The 22,337-nt window shown below is 72.1% G+C and carries 24 protein-coding genes; 7 read left to right on the forward strand and 17 right to left on the reverse strand.

The annotated features are described in order from the left end of the window. Positions 1–41: 41 nt before the first annotated feature. Entirely contained in the window at positions 42–1,247 is a 1,206-nt protein-coding gene (locus ACGGAQ_RS20610; protein WP_393051545.1) for an MFS transporter, read from the reverse strand. A gap of 320 nt (positions 1,248–1,567) precedes the next feature. On the opposite strand from ACGGAQ_RS20610, the gene ACGGAQ_RS20615 reads away from it, so the two are divergent. Further along, positions 1,568–2,485: a DMT family transporter gene (locus ACGGAQ_RS20615; RefSeq protein WP_393051547.1), complete on the forward strand. Its 918-nt coding sequence runs from the start codon at positions 1,568–1,570 to the stop codon at positions 2,483–2,485. Here the strand turns inward: ACGGAQ_RS20615 and ACGGAQ_RS20620 are convergent. The 6 genes from ACGGAQ_RS20620 to ACGGAQ_RS20645 all read right to left on the reverse strand — a co-directional run bounded on the left by ACGGAQ_RS20620 (position 2,448) and on the right by ACGGAQ_RS20645 (position 7,386). Continuing rightward, entirely contained in the window at positions 2,448–3,332 is an 885-nt protein-coding gene (locus ACGGAQ_RS20620; protein WP_393051621.1) for a diacylglycerol kinase family protein, read from the reverse strand. The genes ACGGAQ_RS20615 and ACGGAQ_RS20620 overlap by 38 nt on opposite strands. A 273-nt stretch (positions 3,333–3,605) precedes the next feature. Next, positions 3,606–4,559, reverse strand: a complete 954-nt coding sequence (gene tatC / locus ACGGAQ_RS20625; RefSeq protein WP_393051549.1) for a twin-arginine translocase subunit TatC — start codon at positions 4,557–4,559, stop codon at positions 3,606–3,608. Positions 4,560–4,577: 18 nt separating this feature from the next. Continuing rightward, entirely contained in the window at positions 4,578–4,892 is a 315-nt protein-coding gene (gene tatA, locus ACGGAQ_RS20630; protein WP_007459946.1) for a Sec-independent protein translocase subunit TatA, read from the reverse strand. Between the two features lie 181 nt (positions 4,893–5,073). Continuing rightward, positions 5,074–5,319 carry a hypothetical protein gene (locus ACGGAQ_RS20635; protein WP_354862726.1) on the reverse strand — a complete coding sequence of 82 codons (246 nt, stop codon included), beginning with the start codon at positions 5,317–5,319 and terminating at the stop codon, positions 5,074–5,076. 10 nt (positions 5,320–5,329) lie between these two features. Beyond that, positions 5,330–6,391: a helix-turn-helix transcriptional regulator gene (locus ACGGAQ_RS20640; protein WP_393051552.1), complete on the reverse strand. Its 1,062-nt coding sequence runs from the start codon at positions 6,389–6,391 to the stop codon at positions 5,330–5,332. Next, entirely contained in the window at positions 6,388–7,386 is a 999-nt protein-coding gene (locus tag ACGGAQ_RS20645) for a helix-turn-helix transcriptional regulator (protein WP_393051553.1), read from the reverse strand. Before ACGGAQ_RS20645 ends, ACGGAQ_RS20640 begins: the two co-directional genes overlap by 4 nt. 118 nt (positions 7,387–7,504) lie before the next feature. On the opposite strand from ACGGAQ_RS20645, the gene ACGGAQ_RS20650 reads away from it, so the two are divergent. Continuing rightward, complete coding sequence (locus ACGGAQ_RS20650) at positions 7,505–8,512, forward strand: cation diffusion facilitator family transporter (protein ID WP_393051555.1); 1,008 nt, start codon at positions 7,505–7,507, stop codon at positions 8,510–8,512. Positions 8,513–8,567: 55 nt separating this feature from the next. Continuing rightward, positions 8,568–9,653: a DUF3866 family protein gene (locus ACGGAQ_RS20655; RefSeq protein ID WP_393051556.1), complete on the forward strand. Its 1,086-nt coding sequence runs from the start codon at positions 8,568–8,570 to the stop codon at positions 9,651–9,653. 111 nt (positions 9,654–9,764) lie between these two features. Here the strand turns inward: ACGGAQ_RS20655 and ACGGAQ_RS20660 are convergent, their stop codons facing one another. The 5 genes from ACGGAQ_RS20660 to rfbA all read right to left on the reverse strand — a co-directional run bounded on the left by ACGGAQ_RS20660 (position 9,765) and on the right by rfbA (position 14,329). Further along, entirely contained in the window at positions 9,765–10,907 is a 1,143-nt protein-coding gene (locus ACGGAQ_RS20660; RefSeq protein ID WP_393051557.1) for an oxalate decarboxylase family bicupin, read from the reverse strand. A 215-nt stretch (positions 10,908–11,122) separates the two neighbouring features. Continuing rightward, positions 11,123–11,326: a hypothetical protein gene (locus ACGGAQ_RS20665; RefSeq protein ID WP_393051559.1), complete on the reverse strand. Its 204-nt coding sequence runs from the start codon at positions 11,324–11,326 to the stop codon at positions 11,123–11,125. A 68-nt stretch (positions 11,327–11,394) separates the two neighbouring features. Then, positions 11,395–12,753, reverse strand: a complete 1,359-nt coding sequence (gene pafA, locus ACGGAQ_RS20670; protein WP_393051561.1) for a Pup--protein ligase — start codon at positions 12,751–12,753, stop codon at positions 11,395–11,397. A 68-nt stretch (positions 12,754–12,821) separates the two neighbouring features. Further along, entirely contained in the window at positions 12,822–13,445 is a 624-nt protein-coding gene (gene rfbC / locus ACGGAQ_RS20675) for a dTDP-4-dehydrorhamnose 3,5-epimerase (RefSeq protein WP_393051562.1), read from the reverse strand. Then, entirely contained in the window at positions 13,442–14,329 is an 888-nt protein-coding gene (gene rfbA / locus ACGGAQ_RS20680; RefSeq protein WP_393051564.1) for a glucose-1-phosphate thymidylyltransferase RfbA, read from the reverse strand. The genes rfbC and rfbA overlap by 4 nt, the downstream gene beginning before the upstream one ends. 88 nt (positions 14,330–14,417) lie before the next feature. On the opposite strand from rfbA, the gene rfbB reads away from it, so the two are divergent. The 4 genes from rfbB (at position 14,418) to ACGGAQ_RS20700 (ending at position 17,961) form a co-directional block, all read left to right on the forward strand. Continuing rightward, on the forward strand, positions 14,418–15,419 hold the full coding sequence (gene rfbB, locus ACGGAQ_RS20685; RefSeq protein ID WP_393051566.1) for a dTDP-glucose 4,6-dehydratase: 1,002 nt from the start codon (positions 14,418–14,420) through the stop codon (positions 15,417–15,419). Between the two features lie 169 nt (positions 15,420–15,588). Next, positions 15,589–15,960 carry a DUF2304 domain-containing protein gene (locus tag ACGGAQ_RS20690; RefSeq protein WP_354862556.1) on the forward strand — a complete coding sequence of 124 codons (372 nt, stop codon included), beginning with the start codon at positions 15,589–15,591 and terminating at the stop codon, positions 15,958–15,960. Continuing rightward, positions 15,953–16,654 (forward strand): glycosyltransferase family 2 protein, encoded by a 702-nt coding sequence (locus ACGGAQ_RS20695; protein ID WP_393051568.1) that lies wholly within the window; start codon positions 15,953–15,955, stop codon positions 16,652–16,654. The genes ACGGAQ_RS20690 and ACGGAQ_RS20695 overlap by 8 nt, the downstream gene beginning before the upstream one ends. After that, entirely contained in the window at positions 16,651–17,961 is a 1,311-nt protein-coding gene (locus tag ACGGAQ_RS20700; RefSeq protein ID WP_393051570.1) for a polysaccharide biosynthesis protein, read from the forward strand. Before ACGGAQ_RS20695 ends, ACGGAQ_RS20700 begins: the two co-directional genes overlap by 4 nt. A 143-nt stretch (positions 17,962–18,104) precedes the next feature. On the opposite strand, the gene prcA is transcribed toward ACGGAQ_RS20700, so the two are convergent. From prcA to dop, 5 genes are all read right to left on the reverse strand, one after another. Then, positions 18,105–18,935 carry a proteasome subunit alpha gene (prcA, locus tag ACGGAQ_RS20705; RefSeq protein ID WP_393051572.1) on the reverse strand — a complete coding sequence of 277 codons (831 nt, stop codon included), beginning with the start codon at positions 18,933–18,935 and terminating at the stop codon, positions 18,105–18,107. A gap of 61 nt (positions 18,936–18,996) precedes the next feature. Next, on the reverse strand, positions 18,997–19,836 hold the full coding sequence (gene prcB, locus ACGGAQ_RS20710) for a proteasome subunit beta (protein ID WP_234581940.1): 840 nt from the start codon (positions 19,834–19,836) through the stop codon (positions 18,997–18,999). Next, on the reverse strand, positions 19,755–20,435 hold the full coding sequence (locus ACGGAQ_RS20715; protein ID WP_393051574.1) for an endonuclease VII domain-containing protein: 681 nt from the start codon (positions 20,433–20,435) through the stop codon (positions 19,755–19,757). Before ACGGAQ_RS20715 ends, prcB begins: the two co-directional genes overlap by 82 nt. A gap of 22 nt (positions 20,436–20,457) precedes the next feature. Beyond that, positions 20,458–20,673 (reverse strand): ubiquitin-like protein Pup, encoded by a 216-nt coding sequence (locus ACGGAQ_RS20720; protein WP_088948111.1) that lies wholly within the window; start codon positions 20,671–20,673, stop codon positions 20,458–20,460. Positions 20,674–20,777: 104 nt separating this feature from the next. Then, positions 20,778–22,295 carry a depupylase/deamidase Dop gene (gene dop, locus ACGGAQ_RS20725; RefSeq protein ID WP_393051576.1) on the reverse strand — a complete coding sequence of 506 codons (1,518 nt, stop codon included), beginning with the start codon at positions 22,293–22,295 and terminating at the stop codon, positions 20,778–20,780. Positions 22,296–22,337: the final 42 nt, after the last annotated feature.

The raw sequence follows: 22,337 nt of genomic DNA on the forward strand, positions 1-22,337 counted from the left end.
CCCCGAACGGCGGAGCCTCGCCGTCGTTCGGGGCCGGCCGCTCAGGCGACCGCCTCCCGCAGGGGCCGCCAGGCGATGGCGGCGATCGCCGCCATCGCGACGGCGGCGATCCAGAACGGTGTGGTGATCTGCCAGGCGCTGGCGAACAGGCCGCCGAGGAGCGAGCCCAGCGCCGCGCCGCCGAGATCCAGCAATGCGTACACGCTGCCGACCCGGCCGCGCAGGCGCGCAGGCACGACCCGTTGCCGGACCGAGGTGACGGTGATGCCCCACACCATGGCATGGATGCTGAACACGACCAGCACGACGGCGGCGACCCAGGGTGTCGTCGTGGTCGCGAGGCACACGTGCGTCACGACCTCGATCACCAGGCCGGCACGCAACACGGTGGCGCTGCCGAGCGCGCGCGTGAGCATCGTGGCGACTGCGGTGCCGACCAGGCCGCCAACCGCGAACGCGGACAACAGAGAGCCGTAGCCGACGGCGGAGACACCCAGGCGCTCCCGGCAGTAGAGCACGAACACGGCGAACGCGGCACCGAACGCGATGTTGCCCAGTCCCATGCTCACGGCGAGGGTCCGCAGCAGTCGGTGCCGCCACAACCACCGCACGCCGGCGGTGACCTCGACACGCAGCGAGGCCCGCCGAGGCGGATCGCCAACGACGGGGACGCGCCGGATGCCCGCGATCAGCGCTGCGGACGTCGCGAACGTGAGCGCGTCGACCCCGAACGGCACCGCCGCCGCGACGACGAACAACCACGCGCCCAGCGGCTTCGCGACGAACTGGTTACCGATGGTGAAGCTCGCGTAGAGCCGAGCGTTGGCGCGCGGCAGTTCCTCCGGGGCGACCACCGCCGGGAGCAGGGCACCCAGCGCGGTGTCCGCGAGGGTTTCGCCCGTACCCAGAAGGAAGAGCACCGCGTAGATGACGGCCACCGAGACGGTTCCGGTCGCGATGGTCGTCGACAACGCCGCCAGGGCCGCGGCGCGGGCGAGGTTGACGACCACGACCAGACGGCGCCGGTCGAGCCGATCGACGTAGGCACCGCTGACCAGGGCGAACAGCAGCCAGGGCAGTTGCTGCGCGAAGACGGCGCCGGCGATGAGGGCCGGGTTGTCGCTGACGGAGGCGACCAGCAGCGGGCCGGCAGCCATGGTGACACCGTCGCCGACGTTGGAGACCGCCGCGGCGGTCCACAGTTTGGTGAAGTCCGCGCCGAGACGCGCGGATACAGGGGCACGCACAAGAGCTCCTCGAGCCAGGGAAGGAAACGGTCGTCGTGGGACCGCTCCGCGGCGAGGAGCACCAGACCCCCGAAGGTGATCTCCGGCGGCGACCGATCAGTGCCGGGCGTGCCCTCGCGGCGAAGCGGAGACCGTGACCATGGCGAGGCGCATGCCAGCTCCCAACTGTGGATCAATACCGGTCCGAGCAGGATAGCTGGCCATCGACGCTCTCGTATCCCCGAAGCGCGACCCGCTCGCCACCAGCCGGGCGACGCGGCTCGCGTTCTTCCCGACGGTCGACACCGCCGGAGAGCCCTGCGGGCTGACCGCCTAGCGTCGTGCTCGTGACGGAGACCCTGCTGCCCGCGCCGCGCCCGGCCGACGCGCCCCCACAGCGCCGCGGCGGCGTCCTCGCCGTGGGGCTGGTGCTCGGCGGGGCGCTGTCGGTGCAGTTCGGCTCCGCCCTGGCCGCGCTGCTCTTTCCGCGTACCGGGGTGGCCGGGGCGGTCACCCTGCGGCTGACGATCTCGGCGGTGCTGCTGCTCGTCGTGTGCCGGCCCCGGCTGCGCGGGTACGACCGCTCGGCCTGGCTCGCGGCCGGCGCGTTCGGGCTGGCCCTGGCCGGCATGAACTCGCTGTTCTACCAGGCCATCGAGCGGATCCCGCTCGGCCCGACGGTGACCCTGGAGGTGCTCGGCCCACTGGCGCTGTCGGTGTTCACCGCCCGTCGGCTCGCGAGCTGGTGCTGGGCGGGGCTCGCGCTGGCCGGGGTGGCGCTGCTCGGGCAGGGCGGCTTCGACCGGCTCAACCCGGCGGGGGTGGCCTTCGCGTTCGGCGCGGGCGCGATGTGGGCCGCGTACATCGTGCTCAGCGCGCGGGTCGGCGGCCGGTTCCCGGGCGCGGACGGGCTGGCCCTCGCGCTGACCCTCGCCGCGCTGGTCACCCTGCCGCTGGGCATCGTCGACGGCGGCGCAGTCCTGCTCGACCCGCAGGTTCTGGCGCTGGGCACCGCCCTCGCGGTGCTCGCCTCCGGGCTCCCGTACACCCTGGAGCTGCTGGCCCTGCGCCGGATGCCCACCGCCACCTTCGCGGTGCTGATGAGTCTCGGCCCGGCCATCGCCACCCTCGCCGGTTGGCTGGTGCTGCGGCAGGCGCTGACGCTGCTGGAGTGCGCCGCCATCGTGCTGGTCATCGCCGCCAGCATCGGCGCGGTACGGGTCAGAGCAGCAGCCGCAGCGCCCCCGGCACGGCAGTGATCGTCACCGGCAGGCGCAGCGATCGTTCCCCGTCGGCGTACGTGACGATGTCGTCGGCGGCCAGCTCCACGGTGCGGGCCCGGTAGCTGCTCACCAGCGGGTGGCTCACGTGGGTGCCCTGGTAGATGCGCGGTTTGACCCGGATCAGGGTCCGCCGGTCGACCCGGCCGGCCACCACCACGTCGAGCAGCCCGTCGGTCGGATCGGCGTCGGGGCAGATCCGCATCCCGCCGCCGTACGTCGGGCAGTTGCCGACCGCCACCAGCACCGCGTCCAGCTCGTGCGGCACTCCGTCCAGGCGCAGCGTGTAGCGGCGGGGCCGGAGCCGGGCCAGCTCGACCACGATCGCCAGGTCGTACCGGCGGGGGCCGCGCGGCCAGCGCATCCGGTTGGCGCGCTCGTTGACGATCGCGTCGAAGCCCGCCGCGAGGACCGCGCCGTACCATCGCTCGGCCCCGTCGGCGCCGGTCATCCGGGCCAGGTCGACGACGCCGGTACGGCCGGCGCGCAGCGCCTCGGCGATCACCGCCACGGCGGCGACCGGATCGGCCGGAAAGCCGGTGTCGAGGGCGAAGTCGTTGCCGGTGCCGGCCGGTACCGGCCCGAACGGCACGTCGGTGCCGGCGACGGCCTGCATGGCCCGGTGCACGGTGCCGTCCCCGCCGATCGCGACCAGCGCGCCGACGCCGTCGGCGACCGCGGTACGACACGCCGCCTCCGCCTCGTCCGGACTGGACGCCGACAGCAACCGGACCGGGCGGCCGGCGGCGGCCAGCCCGTCCAGCAGTCGGGGCAGCAGCGCCCGGTGCCGCCCCCGGCCGGCCGTCGGGTTGGCGAGCACGGCCACCGGGCCACCCTCGTCCCGGGCGCGGTCGACCGAGTCGCGGGCGGGCGGGGTGCGCTTGACCGGCCCATCGGTGGGCGGGCCGGGCAGGTGATCGTCTGCGGTCACGGGCAGCACCGTACCGGTCGGACACCCGCCGTTCACCAGGGGCGGCCGACGTCACGATCAGTCTCGCCACCGGCGCGTGGGGTGAGCGTCTGAGGGGGCCGCTGACGCGACGACGCCGCCCCCGGCAGGCGGGGACGGCGTCGGTGGACCTCCGGCGGCGCGGGGCCGTCAGGTCATGTCGTCGTAGCGGCGTTCGATGGGCGCCGGCTTCGCGATCGGTTCGGGCGCGCCGATCGGCGCGGTCGCGTCGACCCGCTGCCCGGCCACGACCGGGTCCGTGTCGAACTCCAGCGGCGAGACCTCGTCGTCGTCGAGACCGGCGTAGACCTCCTTGCCCCGCCCACGCCGACGGTCGTTGATGAACGCCACCCCGACCGCCGCGAAGTAGAGCGCGGAGAGGCAGATCGCCAGGGCGGTCATCCCGAACGGGTCCGGGGTGGGGGTGACCACTGCGGAGAACGCGAAGAACACGAAGATCGCCACCCGCCACCAGCTGAGCAGCCGCTTCGCGCTCGCCAGGCCGACGAAGTTGAGCATCAGCACGATCAGCGGGAACTCGAACGCCACACCGAACAGCAGGATCAGGTTGGTGACGAACGAGATGTACCGGGTGACCTCAAGGTTCGTCGCGATGTCGTCGCCCGACACGTTGAGCAGGAACTCGAGGCCCTTCGTGGTGACGAAGAAGGCCAGCACCGCGCCGGCCGCGAACAGCGGCGCGGCGAGAGCGGTGAAGATGTACGCGTAGCGCCGCTCGTTCCGGTGCAGGCCGGGCGCGATGAACGCCCACAGCTGGTAGAGCCAGATCGGCGCCGCGATGATCAGGCCCACCCAGAGGCCGATCTTCAGGTTCAGCAGGAAGACGTCCGCAACACCGAGCTGGACGAACTTGCACTTGCCGGTCAACGGATCCATCGACTGCGGCAGGTCGCAGTACGGCTTCGACAGCAGCACCCGCACCGGCGTCGCCAGCCAGATGCCGACACCGAAACCGATCAGGATCGCCAGCGAGGCGCGGAACAGACGGTTGCGCAGCTCACGGACGTGCTCGATGAGCGTCATCGAGCCGTCGGCGGCCCGTTCGAAGGTGCTCGGGCCGCGCTTACGCAGGGCGAAGGCCACGGTGGTGGGGCCCTTCGGTCAGTTGTCGCGGACGCGGTGCACCGGGTCGACGACCGGCTGCTGCGCCGGCGCCTGCTGGTACGGCGCCTGCTGCGGCTGCCCGGCGTACGGCGCCTGCTGGCCGGCGTGCGGCGGCAGCGGCTGGTAGCCGGCCTGCGCGTCGGCCTTCTCGGCCAGGTCGCGGTCGTCGTCCTGCAGGCTCTTGGTCTCGGCCTTGATGATCCGCAGCGAGCGACCCAGCGAGCGGGCCGCGTCGGGAAGCCGCTTCGCACCGAAGAGCAGGATCAGCACAACCACGAGAACTGCGATGTGCCACGGCTTGAGGGCACCCATGAGAAGCTCCAGTCGCTCTGTGTCCGGGGGGTGATACGCAGCCCATCGTACGTGCGGATGGACCGAATGCCACAGGCCGGGGATGATGATCAGGGCCCGGCCGGTGAAGTCTTGACCAACCGCGATGATCAGTCAACCATCGCCACTTGGCCTGGAGACGGCGGCGGCCGACAGAGGTCGGTCAGCCGCGCTTGGCCTTGATCACGGCGAGTCGCTGCTGGGCGGTGTCGAGCTGGCGCTGGACACCCTCGGCGCGCTGCTGCAACGCCTCGGCGGTCTCCCGGAGCGCCTCCGCCTCGGTGGCCCGCCGCTGCAACGCCACCGCGGCGCGGCGCAGCTGGGGCAGCCGGCTCAGCACCGGACGGACGGCCAGCGCGAGCGCCACGAGCGGGAGCAGCACCACCGCGAGCACGATCCAGATCAGCACGCCGGTCAGCCTACTGGGTGCGGGCGGCCACCGCCGGATCGCCCGACGGCACGCCGGTCGGCACGGAATCGGCGGCCGCCCCAGGCCGGGGAGCGGCGGCCGGCACGGCGTACGCGTCGAGCGCGGCGGCGGCGGTCGCCCGGACCTGTTCGGCCAGCTCGACCGGGGCGACCACGGTGACGTCCGGGCCGAGGCCCAGCACGAACCGCCGCGCCCACCCCAGGTCGGTCACCCGCAGCGAGACGAGCCACTGGTCGCCGTCGCCGGCCTCGACCCGCTCGCACGGGTAGTACTCGGTGATCCACCGCTCGCCCCGCCCGATCCGCAGTGTGATCAGCGGCAGGTCGGGCGACGGCCGGAAGACACCCTCGGTGAGGTCGTGCGGGACAGCCTGCGGCGGAACGGTGGCCGGCTCGTCCAGCTCGGTGATCGCGTCGATCCGGTCGGCCCGGAACAGCCGGACCGCCTCCGCGCGCCGACACCACGCCTCCACGTACGCCCGGCCGCCGACCATCAGCATCCGCAGCGGGTCGACGACGCGCTCGGTGGTCTCGTCCCGGGCCGCCGTGTAGTAGGTGATCCGCAGCGCCTTTCCGCCCTCCACGGCCGAGCGCAGTGCCTCGACCTGCCGGGTGTCCCCGGGCAGCCGGACCGCGACCGGTGCGCCCACCAGGTCACCGGCGGCGTCCTCGATCTTCGCGAGGGCCCGCTCGATGGCCTCCCGGTTGGCCACGCCGGGGGTCTCGGCGAGCATCCGCAGCGCCACCACGAGTGCCAGGGCCTCGTCCGGGGTGAGCCGCAGCGGCCGGTCGATGCCGGCGTCGTAGGTGATGGTCACCCGGTCGCCGTCGAACGCCATGTCGATCAGGTCACCGGGACCGTAACCGGGCAGCCCGCACACCCACAGCAGCTCCAGGTCCTCCCGGAGCTGCCGTTCGGTCACGCCCAGGTCACCGGCCGCCTCGGCGATCTCGATGCCGGGCCGGGCCAGCAGGTAGGGAACCAGGTTGAGCAGCCGCGCCAGCCGGTCGGCCGAGGCGCGGGAACCGCCGCGGGCGGCCGGGCGGGTCACCGGGCACCCCCGGAGACGGTCAGCTCGTCGTGCCGGACGGCGATCTCCTTGAGTCGCTGGATGACCGCCTCGCGGACCTCCGGCGGGTCGAGCACCCGCACGTCCGGGCCGTACCCGACGAGCTGGCCGGCCAGCCCGTCCGGGTCGGCGTACGGCAGGACCAGCTGGTCGCCGTCCGGCCCGGCGGTCACCTCCACCGCCCAGCGACGCAGGCCGGCGGCCCGCCCCGGCGCCGCCAGCACGGTGGCCCGGCCGGTGCGCTCCACCGGCCCGGACCAACGGGCCACGTGGCTGATCAGGTCGACGCCGGCCGGCGGCTCGTACGCGCCGGGTGCGCCGTTCACGCGGACCGCGCCGACCACCCGGGACAGGCGGAAGCAGCGGGTCGCCGCGCGGTCCAGGTCGTGGCCGACCACGTACCACCGCCCACGCCAGCAGACCACGCCCCACGGCTGCAGCCGGCGGCGGCTGGGCGCGTCCCGGTCGGGCACCCGGTAGTCGAACCCGACCTCGCGGCGGTCCCGCGCGGCGGCGGTCAGCGGCGCGAACGCGGGATCGACGGTGACCATCGGCTCCAGGCCGAGGGTGGCCTGCGGGTCGACGTCCACCCCGGCGGCACGCAGCTTGGCCAGCCCGGACGACGCAGCGGCGGCCAGCCCGGCGTGCTGCCACAGGCGGGCGGCGATGCCGACCGCGGCGGCCTCGTCGGGCTCCAGGGGGATGTCGGGCAGCGCGTACTCGCGGTGGGCGATGCGGTAGCCGGGCTCGGCGTCGAAGACGCTGGCCGTGCCGGTCTCCAGCGGAACCCCCAGCTCGCGCAGCTCGGCCTTGTCCCGCTCGAACTTGCGCTGGAACGCTTCGTGGTCGCGCGCGTCGTCGGGGTCGTGCTCGTAGCCGGGCACGGTCGCGGCGATCTGCGCGGCGGTCAGGAACCGTCGCGTGGACAGGAGGCAGATCACCAGGTTGACCAGGCGTTCGGTGCGGGTCCGCGACACGGGTAGACGCTAGCAGCCGACGCGGCGCAGGCGTGCACCCACGCGGGCGTGCCGCACACTTGTTCGGATCGGGCCCCTCCCCCGGCGCGTCGCCGCCCGCGGCCATAGTGTTGCCCTCATGTCGCAGGGCGAGATGAAGACCGAGAGCGAGAGCGTCGGCACCGTGGTCGTCGCGGGCGCCGCCAACCTCGCCATCGCCATCGCCAAGCTGGTCGCCGGGCTGATCTCCGGGTCGGCCGCGATGCTCTCCGAGGCGGCGCACTCGGTCGCCGACACGACCACCGAGGTGCTGCTGTTCCAGGCGCTGCGCCGCGGGGCCCGCCCCGCCGACCAACGACACCCCTTCGGGTACGGCAAGGAGAGCTACGTCTGGGCGTTCTTCGCCGCCATGTTCACCTTCGTGGCCGGCGCCGGCTTCGCCGTCACCCACGGTGTCACCACGATCCTCGTGCACGAGCACAGCGGCGACTATCTGATCTCGTACATCGTCCTCGCGGTGTCGTTCGTCATCGAGTCGATCTCGCTGGCCCGGGCCGTGCGGCAGGTCCGCCGCGAGTCCCAGCGCTGGGACACCACACCCCGCCGGTTCCTGCGCCTGACCGCCGACACCACCGTCAAGGCGGTCTTCCTGGAGGACAGCGCGGCCCTGATCGGCCTGCTGCTGGCCGCGCTCGGCGTCGGCCTGTCCCAGGCCACCGGCGACGAGGTGTGGGACGGCATCGCGTCGATCCTGATCGGGTTGCTGCTGCTGGCCGTCGCCGGGATCCTGGCCAGTAACAACCTGTCGCTGCTGGTCGGCCGGGCCGTCCCGGAGCGGCTGCGCCGCGAGATCGAACGCGACCTGGCCGGGCTGCCCGAGATCGAGCGCATCGACACCCTGCTGACGATGCTGCTCGGCCCGGACGACATTCTCGTCGCCGCGAAGGTCGACTTCCGTGACGAGGCCACCGGCGCGGCCATCGAGGCCACCGCCGACGAGGCCGAGCGGCGGCTCACCGGCCGATACCCGGAGATCCGCTACGTCTTCCTCGACCCGACCCGCTCGCTGCCCGGAGCCGCCGGGCGGGCGCGCGACACCCAGGCCAGGCCGAGCGCGGACGCCGGCGGCGAGCCCGACCCCACCTGAGGGGCGGGCCGACCCGGGCGCGGGCCGGCTGGTCCCCGCCGCTAGCGTGCCCGTCATGGTGCGATGGCGGACGGGGACGGTGGCGGCGCTGCGGCGGCAGTGGACCGGGGCGGTGGAAGTCGACGTCGACCTGCCCGACGGCACGCGCATGCGGGCGCTGGCCTATCCCGAGCTGGTCGGCACGCCCGAGCCGGGCGACCGGGTGCTGCTCAACGCCGGCGCGCTGCTGATGGGCTTGGGCACCGGCGGATACGCCCTCGTGGTGGCCCTGCCGGACCGGCTGCCGCCGGACCCGCCGGACGCCGGTGACACCCGCGACGCCGGGCACCTGGTCAAGGCCCGCTACACCCCGTTGCAGCCGATCCTGCTCGGCGTCGACGAGGAGGCCAGCCCGCACCGCGCCCTGCTGGCCGACGCCGACGACCTGGGTGGGATGCCGGTGGTCACCGCCGACCTGCACTCGGCGCTGCCGGCGATTCTGGCCGGCATCCGGGCCGAGGCCCCGCACGCCCGGGTGGCGTACCTGCTCACCGACGGCGGGGCGCTGCCGGCCTGGTTCTCCCGCACGCTCGCCGGGCTGCGCGACGAGCTGGCCGGGACGATCACCGTCGGGCAGGCGTTCGGCGGCGACCTGGAGGCCACCACCCTGCACGGCGGCCTGCTCGCCGCCCGCCACGTGCTGGACGCGGACGTGGCCATCGTGGCCCAGGGTCCCGGCAACCTGGGCACCGGCACCCGGTGGGGTTTCTCCGGCGTCGCCGTCGGCGAGGCAGTCAACGCGATCGCCACGCTCGGCGGTCGGCCGGTCGGCTCACTGCGCATCTCCGACGCCGACCCCCGCCCCCGACACCGGGGTGTGTCGCACCACAGCCTCACCGCGTACGGCCGGGTGGCCCTCGCCCCGGCGGAGCTGGTGGTGCCCGACGACCTGGACCCGGCCCTCGCGGCCGAGGTCGACGCGGCGCTGGCGCCGCTGACGGCCCGACACCGGATCGTCCGAGTGCCCACCGCCGGCCTGGACGCCGCGCTGCGCGCCAGCGCCGTCCCCCTGTCCACGATGGGCCGCAACCTCGACGCCGACCACACCTACTTCGTGTCCGCCGCCGCAGCCGGCCGCCACGCCACCACCCTCCTCCCCTAACCCCCACCCCATTTGTCGCGTTGATCATGAAGTTATTGCCCTGACACGCCGGCCAGGCGGGCAATAACTTCATGATCAACCGGGGTGGGGCAGGGGTGGGACCGGGGTGGGTCAGCGGATCACCGGGCGTTGGTCTTTCGGCAGGGCTTCGATCAGCTCTCGGGGAAGGTTGAGGGTGTCCGCGCTGACCTGGGCCGGGGTGTTCGCCATCCACTGGGTCAGCGAGACGGACTCGAACCGGGGCTTGCGGAACATCTCCAGGAAGACCAGCGGCTCGGTGCCGAGGTTCTCGATGTAGTGGCCGTAGGCGAACGGCACGTACCCGACGTCACCCGAGCGCATGTCGAAGGTGCCCGCCACGCCCTGGCTGGCGAACACGCCCATCCGGCCGTGGCCGGAGAGGTAGTACTGCCACTCGTCGTCGGTCGGGTGCCAGTGCAGCTCGCGCATCCCGCCCGGATCGACCTCGACCAGCGCGGCGCAGATCGTGGTGGCCGCCGGGAACTGGGTGACGTCGGCGATGCGGACCTGGCCGCCCGCGAACCGCTGCGGCTGCTGCGCGAGCAGCCGGTGGCTCAGGCTGCGGGGTACGTCCCCGCTCGGGCTGACCACTTTGTCGCGGTCCAGCGGCGGCGGCACCTGCCCCGCGAAGATGTACTTCTCCCGCTCCGGGATCGAGTCGAGCTGCTCGGGTCGCCACCCGAAGTTCTTGGCCAGCACGTCCTTCGGGGTGTGCGCGAAGAAGTCGCTGATCAGGAACGTGCTGTTCTCGGTGAACGCGCCGTCGTCGAAGACGAGCAGGAACTCCACGCCCTCGTCGAGCGCCTGGATGTGGTGCGGCACCCCCTGCGGAAAGAACCACAGGTCACCGGCGCGTACGTCGTCGAGGAAGTTGCGGCCCTCCTGGTCGACGGCGCTGATCCGGGCACTGCCGCGCGACACGTACGCCCACTCGGACTGCTTGTGCCAGTGCAGCTCCCGGTACCCGCCCGGTTCCAGCGCCATGTCCACGCCGCTGAGCTCGGTGGCGATCGGCAGCTCCCGTACGGTCACCTCGCGGGTCCAACCGCCGCCCTGCACGCGGGTGTGCGCGTCGGAGAACGAGAACCGCAGGTTGGGCAGTGTCCCCGCGTCCGTGCTCGGCGGGGTCAGCAGATCGGGGTTCTGCCGGTCCCGGACCACGTCGCGCGGCCCGGGGTCCTGCCAGCCTCCCCCACCGCGTTCCGGCTGCGGCACCGTCCGGTCGTCGTCCATGATCGCCTCCCGCGTCGTCGCTTCCCGGTGTCGTCGGCGCGGGAGGCGGGCGGACCGCCCGCGACGGCGACGTCGGCGGATACCCGTCGACGCGACCCGGGCGGGCCAACCTCTGGCCCCGGCGGGTCACCGACGAACACCGCTCGCGACGAACGAGCGCGACAGCGCCGGTGGGTCAGCAACGGACACCGCTCGCGCGACAGCGCGGGGCGGGATCAGGCGAGGAAGATCAGGGCGAGCCAGCCGCCCACGATGAGCACCAGCGCCAGGGCCAGCACCCACGTCGGCACGGTGTACTCACCGCGCCGGTTCCGGTCGATCTCGGCGCGGATCTTCTCCCGCCGGCGTTCGACCCAGTTCTGCCGCTCGGTGCCGCGCCCGGAGCGCTCGGAACGGTCGGGTGGCTCAGAAGTCGTCATGGCGCGCCCAGCCTACCGGGCCGGCCGGCCCCGTCGGCGGCACACCACCGCCGGGGCCGGCACACCCGTCACATGCTGGCGATCAACCGCTCCACCCGCTCGTCGTACGCCCGGAACGGGTCCTTGCAGAGCACGGTGCGCTGCGCCTGGTCGTTGAGCTTCAGGTGCACCCAGTCGACGGTGAAGTCGCGCCGCTTCTCCTGGGCGTGGCGGATGAACTCGCCGCGCAGCCGCGCCCGCGTGGTCTGCGGCGGGGTCTCCTTGGCCTCGAAGATCTCCGGGTCGGTGGTCACCCGGTCCACTTCGCCGCGACGCTCCAGCAGCCCGTAGAGGCCCCGCCCACGGCGCACGTCGTGGTACGCCAGGTCCATCTGCGCCACCCGGGGGTGCGACAGCGGCAGGTCGTGCTTGCGCTGGTAGCGCTCGATCAGCCGCAGCTTGCTGACCCAGTCGATCTCGCGCGAGACCGGCTCCAGGTCACCGCTCTCCACCGCGTTGAGCACCCGGCCCCACAGCTCGACGACCCGCTTGGCGGCCTGGTCGCCACCGCGGCGCTCGACGAACTCGGTGGCCTTGGCCAGGTACTCCTGCTGGATGTCCAGCGCGCTGACCTCCTTGCCGGAGGCGAGGCGCACCTTGCGCCGGCCGGTGATGTCGTGCGACACCTCGCGGATCGCCCGGATCGGGTTCTCCAGCGACAGGTCCCGCATGACGACCCCGGCCTCGATCATCCGCAGCACGATGTCGGCGGTGCCGACCTTGAGCAGCGTGGTGACCTCGTTCATGTTCGAGTCGCCGACGATCACGTGCAGGCGCCGGTAGCGCTCGGCGTCGGCGTGCGGCTCGTCGCGGGTGTTGATGATCGGTCGGCTGCGGGTCGTCGCCGAGGAGACGCCCTCCCAGATGTGCTCGGCTCGCTGGGACAGGCAGTAGACCGCGCCACGCGGAGTCTGCAGGACCTTGCCGGCCCCACAGATCAACTGCCGGGTGACCAGGAACGGGATGAGCACGTCAGCGAGCCGGCCGAACTCGCCGTGCCGCGAGACCAGGTAGTTCTCGTGGCAGCCGTACGAGTTGCCGGCCGAGTCGGTGTTGTTCTTGAACAGGTAGATCTCACCTGCGATGCCCTCGTCGTGCAGCCGCTTCTCCGCGTCGACGAGCAGCCCCTCCAGGATCCGCTCGCCGGCCCGGTCGTGGGCCACCAGGTCGGTCACCGAGTCGCACTCCGGTGTCGCGTACTCCGGGTGCGACCCGACGTCCAGGTAGAGACGGGCCCCGTTGCGCAGGAACACGTTGCTCGACCGACCCCAGGACACGACGCGACGGAACAGATACCGCGCGACCTCGTCCGGGGACAGCCGCCGCTGCCCGCGATAGGTGCAGGTGACGCCGTACTCGGTCTCGAGGCCGAAGATTCGCCGCTCCATGATGAGACATTAGCCGCCCGGAGGCCCGGTTCGTCACTGTCACACCACAGGTCGTGCCTCGGGGGTGGTCACATACCGGCTGAGTGCGACATTCCGTCCGGCCCGAGACTCGCCACGAACCGCCGGCAGGCGTCGTACTCCGGCAGCAGGCCGCGCTCGCGGGCCTGCGCCAGGGTCGGCGCGGCGTCGTCGCGCGCGGACAGCAGCGGGACCTCGGCGGGCCACTCGATGCCCAGCTCCTCGTCCAGCGGGTGCACCGCGTGCTCGCCGGTCGGGTTGTACGTGGCCGAGCAGAGGTAGCTCAACGTCGCGTCGTCGGTCAGCGCGCAGAAGCCGTGCCCCAGCCCTTCGCTGAGGTAGACCGCCCGCCGGTCGGTGTCGTCCAGCCGGACGCCCTCCCACCGGCCGAAGGTCGGCGAGCCCACCCGCAGGTCCACGATCACGTCCAGAACCGCGCCGCGCACACACGTCACGTACTTGGCCTGCCCGGGCGGCACGTCGGCGAAGTGGACGCCGCGCACCACGCCGCGCGCCGAGACCGACAGGTTGGCCTGGGCCAGCCGCAGCGGGTGCCCCACCGCCTCGGCGAGGTGGTCGAAGCGGTACCACTCCATGAACATGCCGCGCGGGTCGCCGTGCTGCTGGGGGGTGATCTCCCAGGCGCCCTCGATGCCCAGCTCCCGGATCTTCATGGGCCCACCCGCGCTTCGTTCTTCTCGGCCAGCAGCCCGAACAGGTAGTCGCCGTAGCCGCTCTTGACCAACGGCTCAGCGAGCGCGCGCAGCTGGTCGTCGTCGATGAGGCCGGCCCGCCAGGCCACCTCCTCGACACAGCCGATCTTCAGGCCCTGCCGCTCCTCGATCACCCGGACGAACTCGCCGGCCTGCATCATCGAGGCGAACGTGCCGGTGTCCAGCCAGGCCGTGCCCCGGTCCAGCAGGGTGACGGACAGCTCGCCGGTCTCCCGGTACGTCTCGTTGACCGCCGTGATCTCCAGCTCGCCGCGAGCGCTCGGGGTGAGCTTGGCGGCGATGTCGACCACCCGGTTGTCGTAGAAGTACAGGCCGGGCACCGCGTAGCGGGACTTCGGCCGGGCCGGCTTCTCCTCGATCGAGAGCACCCGCCCCTCGGCGTCGAAGTCCACCACCCCGTACTCCTGCGGGTTGGCCACCGGGTACGCGAACACCCGGCCGCCGACCAGGTCGCCGTGGGCGGCGAGCTGCCGACCCAGACCGACGCCGTGGAAGATGTTGTCGCCGAGGATCAGCGCCACCGACTCGTCACCGATGAAGTCCGCGCCCAGCACGAACGCCTGGGCGATGCCCTCCGGGCGGGCCTGCGTGACGTACTCCAGCCGCAGCCCGAACTGGCTGCCGTCGCCGAGCAGACGGCGGAACTGGTCCTGGTCCTCCGGTGTGGTGATCACCAGGATCTCCCGCACCCCGGACATCACCAGGGTGGAGAGGGGGTAGTAGATCATCGGCTTGTCGAAGACCGGCATCAGCTGCTTGGACACTGCCCGGGTGATCGGCCAGAGCCGGGAACCGGTGCCGCCGGCGAGTAGGATTCCGCGCACCGGGGGAGCTTAGCCGCTCCCAGCCCGTCGGCATGTCGGTGGTCGCCGCCGACAGCCGGCCCACCGCTTCGCGTACACTCCTGGACCCGTGAGGATCCTCGTCACCGGCGGTGCCGGATTTATCGGTTCAGAGTACGTCCGCATGCTGCTGGGCGTGCCTGGCGGCACCGCCTCGGGCGTGCCCGCGGTCGACCCCGCCGGCGTGACCGTGCTCGACAAGCTCACCTACTCGGGCAACCTGGCGAACCTCGACCCGGTGCGCGACGACCCGCGGCTGCGCTTCGTGCAGGGCGACATCTGCGACCCCGGTGTGGTCGACGAGGTCGTCGCCGGGCACGACGTGATCGTGCACTTCGCGGCGGAATCGCACGTCGACCGCTCGATCGCCGGAGCCGCGCCGTTCGTCACCACCAACGTGCTCGGCACCCAGACGCTGCTGGACGCGGCGCTGCGCCACGGCACCGGCCGCTTCGTGCACGTGTCGACCGACGAGGTGTACGGGTCGATCGACGAGGGCTCCTGGACGGAGACCTGGCCCCTCGCGCCGAACTCGCCGTACTCGGCCTCGAAGGCAGGCTCCGACCTGCTCGCCCTGGCCTACCACCGCACCCACGGCATGGACGTGGTGGTCACCCGCTGCTCCAACAACTACGGGCCGTACCAGTTCCCCGAGAAGGTCATCCCGCTGTTCGTCTCCAACCTGCTCGACGGCGGCACCGTTCCGCTCTACGGGGACGGTGGCAACGTCCGCGACTGGCTGCACGTGCACGACCACTGCCGGGGTATCGCGCTGGTTGCGCAGAAGGGCCGCGCCGGCGAGGTCTACAACATCGGCGGCGGCACCGAGCTGACCAACAAGGAGCTGACCGGTCTGCTGCTGGAAGCCTGCGGCGCCGGCTGGGACCGAGTCGTCCCGGTCACCGACCGCAAGGGCCACGACCGCCGCTACTCGCTGGACATCACCAAGATCAACCAAGAGCTGGGGTACGCCCCGAGCATCGACCTCACCGACGGTCTCGCGCAGACCGTGCAGTGGTACCGCGACAACCGGGCCTGGTGGGAGCCGCTGAAGGCGGCGCCGACCGCATGACCCGGGCGATCACCAACGATCGGTTCCCCCGTTCCATCCCCCGATCGGCGTACAGTGTGCTAGGGCACGGCCGTTGGGCCGCCGCGGGTCTGCCACCCCTCACGGGCTGGCACACCACCCTGGCCGCCACGTTCGCCTCCGCCGCTCCACCCGCCCCGTGGAAGGTCGCATGAAGCTCACCCTCGTCACCGGCTTGACCGGCCTGATATTGCTGGCCACGATCGTCGAGCTGCTGCGCCGCCGGCAGCTCCGCGAAAAGTACGGCATGCTCTGGCTCGGCGTCCTGGTGATCGTCATTCCGCTGTCGCTCTTCCCCCGCCTGCTGGACAACGTCGCCGAACTGCTCGGCGTCCAGTCCGGCGTGAGCCTCGTGCTCTTCCTCGGCATCGTCTTCCTCCTGCTGGTCTGCGTGCACCTCAGCTGGGAGGTCAGCGCCCTGGAGGAAGAGACCCGCACCCTGGCAGAAGACTTCGCCCTCCTGCGCGCCGAGATCGACGCGGACCGGGCGGCCCGAGACGAACTGGTGTCGCACGATGGTTAACGGCAAGCGGGTCCTGATCATCATCCCCGCGCTCAACGAGTCCGGTTCGATCGCCGACGTCGTCGGAGAGGTCCGCGGCGAACTGCCCGGCGTCGACGTGCTCGTCGTCGACGACGGCTCCACCGACCGCACCGCCGCCGTCGCCGTGGCGGCCGGCGCCCGGGTCGCCAAGCTGCCGTACAACCTCGGCGTCGGCGGCGCCATGCGCCTGGGCTACCGGTACGCCCGCGACCACGACTACGACGTGGCCATCCAGATCGACGCCGACGGCCAGCACGACCCCCGGTACGTGCCGAAGCTCGTCGACCTGCTCGACGAGACCGACCTGGTGATCGGCGCCCGGTTCGCCGGCGAGGGCGACTACAGCGTCCGCGGCCCCCGCCGCTGGGCCATGGTCATGCTCTCCGGGGTCCTCTCGCGTGTCGCCCGCACCAAGCTCACCGACACCACCTCCGGCTTCCGGGCCGCCAACCGCCGGGTGATCGACATGTTCGCCACCTGGTACCCGGTGGAGTACCTGGGTGACACGGTCGAGACGCTGGTGCACACCGCCCGGCGGGGCTACACCATCCGCCAGGTGCCGGTGGCCATGCGCAAGCGGATGGCGGGCACTCCCAGCCACTCCCCTGCCAAGGCCATGATCTACCTCGGTCGTGCCTTCGCCGTGCTCACGTTGGCGCTCATTCGCCGGTGATCCGCCGGCTCCTGAGTCTCGTCCCACCGGGGACCGTCGCCGTCGGCGCCGGCCTGGCCCTGCTGGGGCTCGCCTCCTACGTCCACCTGGCCGTCGCCGGGCACAGCCTCACCGAGGCGGACTACTCGTCGCTCGCGGCGCTCTGGACGATCGTCTTCACGCTCGGCATCGGCCTGTTCATGCCCGTCGAGCAGGAGGTCGCCCGCCTCGTCGCCGGCCGGCGCAGTCAGGGCCTCACCCCCGGGCCCGTGCTGGCCCGGGGGGCCGCCCTGGCCCTCGGTCTGCTGGTCGCCATCGTCGCGCTGATCGTCATCGCCCGGGCGCCGCTCGCCGACCGGCTCTTCGCTGGTGACAACGACATGGTCATCGTGCTGATCGGGTCGCTCGCCGCGCTCGCCGTCGCGCACACCACCCGCGGCGTGCTCTCCGGCCTGCAACTGTTCCCCTGGTACGGCACCCAGCTCGGCGTCGACGGCGGCCTGCGCATCGTCCTCGTCGCCCTGCTCGGTCTGACCGGCGTCACCTCCCCCGTCTGGTTCGGCGCGGTGCTGATCGCCGCGCCGCTGATCGGCGTGGCGGTCACCGCCCCACCGGTCCTGCGGGCCATCGGCGGCGGCGTCCCCGTCGCCTGGGCCTCGTTCCTGCGCGGCCTCGGTCTGCTCATCGCGTCCAGCCTGCTCTCCCAGGTCGTCGTCAACATCGGCGTGATCAACGTCAAGGTGCTGGACCCGTCCGACGTGGCCACCGCCGGCGCCCTGCTCTCCGCGCTGGTGCTGGTCCGGATCCCGCTGTTCGTCTTCGCGTCGCTGCAGGCGTCCCTGCTCCCCGGTCTCGCCACCTCCGCCACCACCGGCGACCGCACGGCCTTCAACGGCCTCCTGCGCCGGGCCCTGGGCGTCGTCACCGCGCTCGGCCTCACCGGCGCCGTGCTCGCCGTCCTGCTCGGCCCGTGGCTGGTGCAGACCCTGTTCGACGCGCCCGACGTCCTCGGCCACGGCGACTTCGCCTGGCTCGCGGCAGCCACCCTCGCCTACCTCTGGGCGATGGTCCTCGGTCAGGCGCTGCTCGCCCTCGACCGGCACCGGGCGCAGGCCGTCGCCTGGGCCGTCGGCGTGGCCGCGCTGGTCGTCGCCACCCTCGCCCCGGTCGCCACCGCGCTACGGGTCGAGCTCGGCTACGCCATCGGCTCCGTGGTGGTCGCCGCCACGATGGCCGCCCTGCTGCGCGGCACCCGCACCGGCGGCACGACCCCCACCGACGTCCCGCACCGCGAGGCCGTCACACCCGGGGTGACCGGAGGGCTCTGACCCCGCGCCGCCCACGCCCGCCGCGTATCGCCAGCGGCCGACGTACCGGCCCGCCCACGGCCCACGGCCCGGGGCGGGGCCGGGCGGGGAACGCAAAGCGGCGGGCGGCCCGGGAAACTGGCCGCCCGCCGACATGACCCGCCCTACTTGCCGTCCGCCGGCTTGTCCTCCAGGTCTGCGGAGCCCGCCGACGTCGTCGGCTTGTGCGCCTCAGTGGTCGGCTGCGCCGGCGTGTCCGGCCCGCCCGCCTCGGCCGGCTCCTCCGCTGCCGCGACATCGCCGTCCAGCAGCGCCGTCAGCGCCGCGCCCGTGATCCGGCGGAACGTACGCCCCACCCGCTGACGGTCCAGCACCGCCACCTCGAGCTGGTTGGCGGCGATCGTGCGGGCCGCGCCGCCCTCACCACCGACGCTGCTCAACGCCTGCACCGCCACCCGGGCCGCCTCACCGAGGGACATGTCCGCCCGGTGCTGCGACTTCAGCACACCGGTGATCGCCTCGGCCTGGCCACCCATGGCCATCCGGCCCGGCTCGTCGTTGACCGACCCGTCATAGGTGAGCCGGTACAGCTCGTCGTCATCCGGAGTCGTCCCGACCTCGGCGACGCAGATCTCCACCTCGAACGGCTTCGACTGCTCGGTGAAGATCGCGCCGAGCGTCTGCGCGAACGCGTTGGCAAGCGCCCGCCCGGTGACGTCGCGTCGGTCGTAGCTCAGGCCGTTCAGATCGGCCATCCGCACCCCGGCCCGGCGCAGGTTCTCGAACTCGTTGTACCGACCGACGGCGGCGAAGCCGATCCGGTCGTAGATCTCGCTGACCTTGTGCAGGGCGCTGGAGAGGTTCTCCGCGACGAAGAGCACCCCGCCGGAGTAGCTCAGGACCACCGCGCTGCGACCCCGAGCGATGCCCTTGCGGGCCAGCTCGGAGCGGTCGCGCATGATCTGTTCGGGCGAGGCGTAGAACTGCATGGCCACGGCGGCGGTTCTCCTTACGGCGCTGTGCTGACGACTGCGGACTGGTGGGGGTGGACGGGGCTCATCCGCCCGGGTTCTCCATCCGGCCGGCGACCACACCCTCGGCGATCGCCGCCGTCTCGGTGTCGGTCAACCGGCGGGTGCCCTCGGCGGTAGCGGTCATCACCACCGGATAGATCCGGCGAGTCAGGTCCGGTCCGCCGGTCGCGGTGTCGTCGTCGGCCGCGTCGTAGAGCGCCTCGACCGCGAGCCGGGTCGCGTCGTCCACGGACAGACCCGCCCGGAAACGCTTCTTCAGCGCCGACTTCGCGAAGAGCGAGCCCGAGCCGATCGCGTCGTACCCGGTCTCCTCGTACGGGCCACCCGTCACGTCGAAGCTGAAGATCCGCCCCGCCCGCGCCGGATCGGCGGCGGCCAGGTCGAAGCCGGCGAACAGCGGCACCACGGCGAGGCCCTGCATGGCCGCGCCCAGGTTGCCCCGGATCATCGACGCCAGCCGGTTGGCCTTGCCGTCGAGCGAGAGCATCGCGCCCTCGATCTTCTCGTAGTGCTCCAGCTCCACCTGGAACAGTCGCATCAGCTCGATGCCGATGCCCGCGGTGCCCGCGATGCCGACAAGCGAGTACGCGTCGGCGGGGTGCACCTTCTCGATGTCGCGCTGGGCGATCAGGTTGCCCATGGTGGCCCGTCGGTCGCCGGCCATCACCACGCCACCGGCGGCCGAGATCGCCACGATGGTGGTCGCGTGCGGCGCCAGGTCGGCGGCCATGCCCGGCGGCAGCGGCCGACGACCGGGCAGCATCTCGGGCGCCACCCGGCTCAGAAACGTGGTGAAGGAGGACGTCCCCGCGTTGGTGAACACATCTGGTAGACGCCCGGATGGATCAAAGCCCGCTGCCACGTGGTTCCTCTCAGGTACGTGATCGCCCTGGCCAGCCTCGTAGGACTGTCACGGAACTGGCCAAGACCACCGTTGCAGTTGAAGCAGAGTATCCCGCGCACCCACCCGGTGCGATGGTCGTGGTCCAGATGTTGCGGGTCCGCGCCGCCACAGATCGCGCAGACCCCGCCCTGCTCGGCCAGGAGCTCCTGAAACTCCTTATCCCCGATGCCGTAGCGCCGCTGGAGGTGGTACTCGCGACTGCCGCCATGCAGTCGGAGCCTGCTCTCCTTGCCCTTCTCGTTGTGGCAGGGCTTGCAGTATCGGCCGTAACCGCTGCGGGCGGACCGGTTACGCGGAAAGTCATCGAGGGGCTTCGTGACATCGCAGTGCGGGCACCGCCGATGACCCTCTGGCACGGCGGGCGGCTGCCGCACGTCCCTGCCCTGCTGCTCCTTCACGCGCTTGGCATAGCTCGCCTTGGATCGAACATTGAAGCAGGGCTTGCAGTAGCTACCCCGACCGTCCGGTCGCTTGCTGTTCGCGCAGAATCGATCAAGGGGCAGCCACTCGCCGCAGTCGCGGCAGCGGCGGTGGCCATCCCGGTCACCCAGAGGCATGTCCGTTTTGCCCGGCTATGCCCTATTCGCCCCCTTTTTGGACGTAGCCCCTGACAAATTCCTCTGCGTTCTCCTCCAGGACCGAGTCGATCTCGTCGAGCAGGTCGTCGACGTCCTCGGTGATCTCGGCGTGCCGCTCGGCCACCTCGGGGTTGGCCTCCGTGGTGACGTCCTCGATCTCCTCGCCCTGGCGGGACTTGCCGGACTGCGACTGGCCGCCGCTGTCATGAGTGGCCATTGCTGCCTCCTCCACGATCGTCTGCGATGAACTTACCTCGCTCGGACGACGAAAAGCCCGCTGCGCGCCGGCTTGCGGCGCACAGCGGGCATTCGGGGCCGCGTTCAGCCGCCGGTCAGCGTCTCCAGGAGGTCCTTGGCGCTGGCGCAGCGGTCGAACAGGGCGCCGACGTGGGCGCGGGTGCCTCGCTCCGGCTCCATCATCGGCACCCGGACCAGCGACTCGCGGCCGACGTCGAAGATCACCGAGTCCCAGCTCGCGGCGACCACCTCGGAGGCGTACTGGGCGAGGCAGCGGCCACGGAAGTAGGCCCGGGTGTCCTCCGGGGGCTCGGTCATGGCGCTGCGGGTCTCCTCGTCGGTGAGCAGCGTCTTCATCGCCCCGCGGGAGACCAGCCGGTTGTAGAGGCCCTTCTCCGGGCGAACGTCGGAGTACTGCAGGTCGACGAGCTGGAGCTTGTGCGAGCCCCAGCCGAGCTTCTCCCGCTCCCGGTAGCCCTCCAGCAGCCGCAGCTTGGCCACCCAGTCGAGCTCGTCGGCGCAGAGCATCGGGTCGCGGCCGAGCCGGTCCAGCACGTCCTCCCAGCGGTCCAGCACGTCGGCGGTCTGCTCGTCGACGTCGGTGCCGTAGCGGTCGTCGACAAAGGACCGCACCCGCTCCAGGTACGCCCACTGCACGTCCAGGGCGGTCAGGCGGCGGCCGTCGCGCAGCCTCATGAGGTGCGTGAGCGAGGGGTCGTGGCTGACCGCGCGCAGTTCGCTGACCGGGTCGGCGATGCCGAGGTCGGGGCCGAGCGCCTTCTCCTCGATCATGGTGAGGATCAGCGCGGTGGTGCCCACCTTGAGGTAGGTGGAGATCTCGGAGAGGTTGGCGTCGCCGATGATGACGTGCAGCCGGCGGTACTTGTCGGCGTCGGCGTGCGGCTCGTCGCGGGTGTTGATGATCGGCCGCTTGAGGGTGGTCTCCAGGCCGACCTCGACCTCGAAGAAGTCGGCGCGCTGGGAGATCTGGAAGCCGCTCTGCCCGCCGTCCTGCCCGATGCCGACGCGGCCGGCGCCGCAGACGATCTGCCGGGTCACGAAGAACGGCGTCAGGTACGCCACGATGTCGGCGAACGGGGTCTGGCGGCGCATCAGGTAGTTCTCGTGGGCGCCGTAGCTGGCGCCCTTGTTGTCGGTGTTGTTCTTGTAGAGGTGGATCGGCTGGCTGCCGGGGATGGTGGCGGCCCGGCGGGACGCCTCGGCCATGACCCGCTCGCCGGCCTTGTCCCAGCGCACGATGTCGCGGGGGGTGGTGACCTCGGGTGTGGAGTATTCGGGGTGGGCGTGGTCCACGTAGAGGCGTGCGCCGTTGGTGAGTATCACGTTGGCCAGGCCGAGATCCTCGTCGGCGAGAGCCTCGGCGGGGTCGTACGCGGCCCCGGAGTACGTGAAGCCGCGGGCGTCCCGCAGTGGCGACTCCTCCTCGTAGTCCCAGCGGGCACGCCCGCCCCGGTTGAGCTCGGGCCGGGCCCCGTAGGCGTTGACCACCTGGGACGAGGTGACCATCGGGTTGGCTCCGGCCTGGCCGGGCACGGAGATGCCGTACTCGACCTCGGTGCCCATGATCCGACGTACCGTCATGCGACCACTCGCTTCGCTCGTCGCTGGAGCGGGCGTGCCTGC

The organism is Micromonospora sp. NPDC047557 (assembly GCF_043205095.1).
Lineage (GTDB): Bacteria > Actinomycetota > Actinomycetes > Mycobacteriales > Micromonosporaceae > Micromonospora.

Bases quoted from the DNA above. Each gene is read 5' to 3' on its own strand.
- ACGGAQ_RS20665 (WP_393051559.1), bottom strand. From the start codon at position 11,326: ATGACGACTTCTGAGCCACCCGACCGTTCCGAGCGCTCCGGGCGCGGC.
- pafA (WP_393051561.1), bottom strand. From the start codon at position 12,753: ATGGAGCGGCGAATCTTCGGCCTCGAGACCGAGTACGGCGTCACCTGC.
- rfbC (WP_393051562.1), bottom strand. From the start codon at position 13,445: ATGAAGATCCGGGAGCTGGGCATCGAGGGCGCCTGGGAGATCACCCCC.
- ACGGAQ_RS20660 (WP_393051557.1), bottom strand. From the start codon at position 10,907: ATGGACGACGACCGGACGGTGCCGCAGCCGGAACGCGGTGGGGGAGGC.
- ACGGAQ_RS20695 (WP_393051568.1), top strand. From the start codon at position 15,953: ATGGTTAACGGCAAGCGGGTCCTGATCATCATCCCCGCGCTCAACGAG.
- ACGGAQ_RS20720 (WP_088948111.1), bottom strand. From the start codon at position 20,673: ATGGCCACTCATGACAGCGGCGGCCAGTCGCAGTCCGGCAAGTCCCGC.
- ACGGAQ_RS20715 (WP_393051574.1), bottom strand. From the start codon at position 20,435: ATGCCTCTGGGTGACCGGGATGGCCACCGCCGCTGCCGCGACTGCGGC.
- ACGGAQ_RS20655 (WP_393051556.1), top strand. From the start codon at position 8,568: ATGGTGCGATGGCGGACGGGGACGGTGGCGGCGCTGCGGCGGCAGTGG.
- ACGGAQ_RS20690 (WP_354862556.1), top strand. From the start codon at position 15,589: ATGAAGCTCACCCTCGTCACCGGCTTGACCGGCCTGATATTGCTGGCC.
- tatA (WP_007459946.1), bottom strand. From the start codon at position 4,892: ATGGGTGCCCTCAAGCCGTGGCACATCGCAGTTCTCGTGGTTGTGCTG.
- dop (WP_393051576.1), bottom strand. From the start codon at position 22,295: ATGACGGTACGTCGGATCATGGGCACCGAGGTCGAGTACGGCATCTCC.
- ACGGAQ_RS20650 (WP_393051555.1), top strand. From the start codon at position 7,505: ATGTCGCAGGGCGAGATGAAGACCGAGAGCGAGAGCGTCGGCACCGTG.